This window comes from Mesorhizobium sp. M7A.F.Ca.AU.001.01.1.1, from assembly GCF_004022735.1.
Lineage (GTDB): Bacteria > Pseudomonadota > Alphaproteobacteria > Rhizobiales > Rhizobiaceae > Mesorhizobium > Mesorhizobium ciceri.
The window spans coordinates 1-5,117 of sequence record NZ_RZPF01000495.1 but is presented as its reverse complement, the minus strand read 5'-3'; the positions used below and the strand labels follow the sequence as shown (position 1 = coordinate 5,117).

At 61.4% G+C, this 5,117-nt stretch carries 4 protein-coding genes and 1 pseudogene; 3 read left to right on the top strand and 2 right to left on the bottom strand.

All coding sequences use genetic code 11. From position 1 onward, the window contains the following. Positions 1–274: pseudogene (locus EN884_RS25325) on the bottom strand (histone deacetylase family protein); the annotation flags it as partial. Between the two features lie 26 nt (positions 275–300). Further along, positions 301–1,062 (bottom strand): TetR/AcrR family transcriptional regulator, encoded by a 762-nt coding sequence (locus EN884_RS25320; RefSeq protein ID WP_244514233.1) that lies wholly within the window; start codon positions 1,060–1,062, stop codon positions 301–303. A 154-nt stretch (positions 1,063–1,216) separates the two neighbouring features. Between EN884_RS25320 and EN884_RS25315 the strand changes: the two genes are divergently transcribed. The 3 genes from EN884_RS25315 (at position 1,217) to EN884_RS25305 (ending at position 5,055) form a co-directional block, all read left to right on the top strand. Beyond that, complete coding sequence (locus EN884_RS25315; RefSeq protein WP_027161443.1) at positions 1,217–2,896, top strand: amidohydrolase; 1,680 nt, start codon at positions 1,217–1,219, stop codon at positions 2,894–2,896. Positions 2,897–3,037: 141 nt separating this feature from the next. Further along, positions 3,038–4,132, top strand: coding sequence for an ABC transporter ATP-binding protein (locus EN884_RS25310; protein WP_013529814.1), 1,095 nt, complete (start codon positions 3,038–3,040; stop codon positions 4,130–4,132). A 2-nt stretch (positions 4,133–4,134) separates the two neighbouring features. After that, the gene (locus tag EN884_RS25305) at positions 4,135–5,055 is read left to right on the top strand and encodes an ABC transporter permease (RefSeq protein ID WP_013529815.1); all 921 of its coding nucleotides are present in this window, start codon (positions 4,135–4,137) and stop codon (positions 5,053–5,055) included. The last annotated feature ends 62 nt before the right edge of the window (positions 5,056–5,117 follow it).

The window sequence follows — 5,117 nt, the reverse complement described above, 5'->3', positions numbered from 1 at the left end:
ATGTGAAGGGCATCGCCGTGCCTGTGAGACCTGCTTCCAGCCATTGCGGCCAGACCGTCGGGAGAAAGTCGATATAGTCTGATTTGTGGATGCGCTTGGCGGCGGCGAGGTCATGTTCGTGCGGCGCGATGATGGGACCCAGTTTCTCGCTTTCGACCCGCGCCTTGATGAATTCGGCCCTCGATGGCTTCTCGAAACCCGGCACGATGGCTGATGTGACCAGTTCCATTTGACCGGCATGGCCGGCGTGAAGGGGGGAGAAAACAGTCTTCATAAATTCCTCTCGAAGTGCGAAATCAGTCAAGATTCAAGATTGAGATAAGGGCTCACCAGAGCGAGCCACATTCTTTCCACATCGTCCTCGATGAGGTCGTATGTCTTGCGGTCTCTTTTCAGCCCGACAAGCCGGCAGGCGTGCCCGACGTCCATCATCAGCACGCCGAGCCGGCTGGCGACATTGTCTTCAAGCGCCGGGTTCACATGCTGCAGCCATGCGGCGTAGAGCGCGATGATCTGCTCGTCATATTCGTTCTGGATCGGCCTGAGGTCGGCGTTGCCTGAAATGGCCTCGATCACCGGCATCAGGCTGGCGTTTTCGAGGTAGAGTCTGGACGTGTCGATGAAGAGCTTGCGCACTTCCTGCCGAAACTCTTCACGGTTGGTGGGCGGGGCGACCTTGATACGCTTGGCGATCACCTCGGGAAAGGATGACAGCCAGCGCCGGGCGAGGTCCAGAAGAATGGCTTCCTTGTTGGGAAAGTATTGGTAGATCGAACCAACCGACAAGCCTGCGCGCTGCGCAATGGCCAGCGTCGTCGGCGTCTTGGTTCCTTGCTCCCGCGTCAAGACCAGCGCTGCGTCGAGAATCCGGTCGACCACCTTGCTGGAGCGTTTTTGCCGCGGCTGTTTGCGCGGTTCGAGCGCTATCCTGCTTTTGCGGTCGAGACTGCGCTTCACCGTCCGATGTCCTCGTTCCCCGCCCGGTCTCAACATGGTGGGAGCTTGCTGTCCACGATACATTCCAGATTCGGTATGTTGACAAACGCGAATAATCAGTCGCATTCTTTATCCACGCTGCCTCTTGGGATGACAAGGGGAATTTCCAAGACAGCGCGCTGGCATTCTTTTTCGTCCCATGGCGCCGCTCCGGTGGAGTGGCAGGTCGTTGGCCAAGAGGTTGTCGGTCTCAGTCAGTCGTCAAAAGCGCGGAGTCGCGATGTCTGTCACAGGTGCAGGTCACAATGCGGATCTGATCGTCATCAATGGTCGTGTACTGACCATCGACGACGACAATCCCACCGCCGAGGCCGTCGCCGTCAAGGACGGCGCAATCATCGCCATCGGCAGCCGCGCCTCCATCGAAGAGTTCAAGGGACCGGCCACCAAGGTAATCGACGCCAAGGGCGGCTCCGTCCTGCCGGGTTTCATCGAAGCCCACATGCATCTGTTTTCGGGCGGGGCTGAACTTGCCCACCTTCAACTCACCGGTATACATGGCTTCGAGGCGCTGCAGAAGGCGATCCGCGACTATGCGCCTACCCGGCCCGACGCGAAGATGCTGGTCGGCCAAGGCGTCGACTACACCGTGCTCGGCAGCGAGCGCGTGACGCGCCATCACCTCGACGCCATTTTGCCCGATCGTCCGTTCTGCATGGCGGCGCCAGACCATCACACCATGTGGGCCAACACCAAGGCGTTGGAAATGGCCGGCATCCTGCAGGGGCGTACGCTCGGCCCTGGCAATGAGATTGTCATGGGTGACGATGGACTGGCCGCCGGCGAATTGCGCGAAGGCGAGGCCTTTGGCCCGGTGCTCGACCTTGCCGGCGAAAGCCGGGTGCGGCTGGGGCTGTCGACCGGCGGCGAGCCGGACCCGATGCCGACGGCGGCCGAGCGGGACGCCGACCGCGACATCATGCGGCGCGGGCTCGCCTGGTGCGCCCGCCACGGCATCACCTCGATCCAGAACATGGACGGCAACCTCTATCAGCTTGAGCTGCTGGCCGAGATCGAAGCCGAGGAAGGCTTGCCCTGCCGCGTCAAGATCCCGTTCCACTACAAGAATTTCATGACGCTCGACATGCTCGACAAGGCATCTGATATGGCCGAAAGCTACAACAGCGAATGGCTGTCGTCGGGCATGGTCAAGGTGTTCTACGACGGGGTGCTCGATTCCTGGACAGCTGTCATGGTCGAGCCATACGCCGACCGGCCCGACTGGGTGGGCGAGCCGCTGTTCACGCCGCAACAATTCATCGATCTGGCCGTCGCGGCCGACAGGCGCGGGCTGCAGATCGCGGTGCACTCGATCGGCGACGGCGCGGTGCGCGCGGTGCTGGACGGTTATGAGGCGGCGCAGAAGGCGAACGGCAAGCGCGACAGCCGTCACCGGGTCGAGCACATCGAGGTCACCACCACATCGGATGTGCCGCGTTTCGCAGAACTCGGCGTCATTGCTTCCATGCAACCGCCGCATCCGCCCGGCGCCATGGATTTTCCGCTGGAGCCGACGGTGTCGCGCATCGGGCCGGCACGCTGGCCGCTGAGCTATGCCTGGCGGACCTTGAAGGATGCCGGCGCGCATGTCGTCTTCGCATCCGATTGGCCGGTGTCGCCGATCGATCCGATCCTGGGCATTCAGGCGGCAGTGTTGCGCAAACCATGGGCAGAAAGCGACCCGGACCAGAGTTTCTCGCTGCATGAAGCGATCGCCGGTTACACGATCGAGGGCGCCTACGCCGAATTCGCCGAGCACCGCAAGGGTACGCTGAGATCGGGCTACATGGCCGATCTGGTGGTTTTGTCGATGGATATCGAGAACACCGCCCCGGCCGATCTGCACAAGGTGCGGCCGGTGACGACGATTTGCGGCGGCAAGATCACCTATCAGGCCTGACTATGGCATGGGGCTTGCAGGCCTCAATGACTGACTGAACTGTGACCCAATGCCGGGCTTGCCAACCCACCGGCCATGTGGTCACATCGAACAGGGGAAGAGCTCCGCCAGCAAGAGCGGGGTCAACAGTGAGGCGTAATCGTGCCGGACAAACCGGATCGGAATGCGATTGAAGTAGTAAACGTCAGCAAAATTTTCGGATCAGGTGAGGGGCAGGTGGCTGCCCTCGACACGGTCTCGGTATCTATCCGCGAGAACGAATTCTTCACGTTGCTGGGGCCATCCGGCTGCGGCAAGACGACGTTGCTCAGGCTGATCGCCGGCTTCGATTTTCCAACCGCCGGTGAAATCCTGCTCTACGGCCAGGACATCGCGCCGCTGCCACCCTTCAAACGGCCGGTCAACACCGTTTTCCAATCCTATGCGCTGTTCCCGCACATGACGGTCGCCGACAATATCGGCTTTGGCCTGGAAATGCTGGGTAAGCCGAAGGCCGAGATCAAGGCGCGCGTCGCCGAGATGCTGAAGCTGGTCAAGATGGAGGCACTCGCCGGTCGTCGCACCAGCCAGATCTCCGGCGGCCAGCAGCAGCGCGTGGCCTTGGCCCGCGCCTTGGCACCGCAGCCGAAGGTGCTTTTGCTCGACGAGCCACTGTCGGCGCTCGACTACAAGCTGCGCAAGGAGATGCAGATCGAGTTGAAGCGGCTGCAGCACGAGACCGGCATCACCTTCATCTTCGTCACCCACGACCAGGAAGAAGCGCTGACCATGTCCGACCGCATCGCGGTCATGTCATCGGGCAAGATCCTCCAGGTCGGTTCGCCCTGGGATATCTACGACAAGCCGGCCGAACGCTTCGTCGCCGACTTTATCGGTGAAACCAACTTCCTGACGGCCGCCATCAGCGAGATGGCCAACGGCAAGGCGCGCGCCACGCTCAAGTCCGGTGCGACCATCGAGGCGACCGTGGCCCAGGGTTTCCAGCCCAAGCCCAATGCCACGGTCGTGGTTCGGCCTGAACACGCCAAGCTGACCAAGGCCAAGGGCGAACTGTCGGGGAGGGTCGATAATATCGTCTATTTCGGTACCGACACCCACATCCATGTTCATCTCGACAGCGGCGAACTCTTCACCGTACGCCAGCAGAACACGCGCAGCGCGGGCTGCGGTTTCGAGAAGGGCGACGCGGTCGGCATCCTCATCGGCAGCGATGCCGCCCAGGTCCTGAAGGACTGACGATGGCGACCGCGGAAGAAGTCGCCAAGGCAGCGGAGCGGCGCGATGTCCGTGACCGCTGGCTTTTGTCAGCACCAGCGCTGCTGGTCATTTTCCTCGCCGCGACCGGCCCTTTGCTGATCGTGCTCGTGTACTCGTTCCTGACGCCAGGCTCCTATGGCGACGTGAAGTGGCAGTTCTCGCCGGAAGCCTGGATAGCGGTGTTTCTGGAACGCGATATCTTCGACGACACGCTTTCGATCGCCGCCGCCCACGTCACCATCTTCCTGCGCTCGATCAAGCTCTCGGTGGTGACGACGATCGCCACCTTGGTGCTTGGTTTCCCGACCGCCTATTTCATGGCGACGCGCAGCGAAAAGACCCGCGATCTCTGGCTGTTCCTGATCACCATTCCGTTCTGGACCAACCTTTTGATCCGCACCTTCGCAGTGCTGCAGATCATCCGCAACGAAGGCATCATCAACACAATGCTGCTCAAGCTCGGCATCATCTCGGCGCCGATCCAGATCCTCTACACCGACACGGCGATCCTGATCGGCATGGCCTATGTCTACCTGCCGCTGATGGTGCTGCCGATCTACGCCAGCATGGAAAAGCTGGATTTCCGGCTGGTCGAGGCGGGCTACGACCTTTACGCCACGCGCTTCCAGGTGCTGCGGCGGATTATCTTTCCGATGGTCAAGCCGGGCGTCATCGCCGGCTCCATCCTGGTCTTCATTCCAGCGCTTGGCGCCTATGTGACGCCGAGCGTGCTTGGCGGCGGCAAGAACATGATGCTGTCCAACCTGATCGAATTGCAGTTCGGGCAGGGCCGCAACTGGCCACTCGGCTCGGCGCTGTCGATCGCCGTCATGATCATCGTCATGGTGGCGCTGCTTGCCTATGTGCGCAATGCCGGCAAGTCGGGGGTGCGTCATGGCTAAGAACTTTTCCATCAAGCACCAGCCAGGATTCAGCGCGATCGCCGCGACCTGCTTTATCGTGC

What these genes read in the sequence shown, in the direction of transcription:
- EN884_RS25320 (WP_244514233.1), bottom strand. Translation starts at nt 1,062, where the DNA reads ATGCGACTGATTATTCGCGTTTGTCAACATACCGAATCTGGAATGTAT.
- EN884_RS25315 (WP_027161443.1), top strand. Translation starts at nt 1,217, where the DNA reads ATGTCTGTCACAGGTGCAGGTCACAATGCGGATCTGATCGTCATCAAT.
- EN884_RS25305 (WP_013529815.1), top strand. Translation starts at nt 4,135, where the DNA reads ATGGCGACCGCGGAAGAAGTCGCCAAGGCAGCGGAGCGGCGCGATGTC.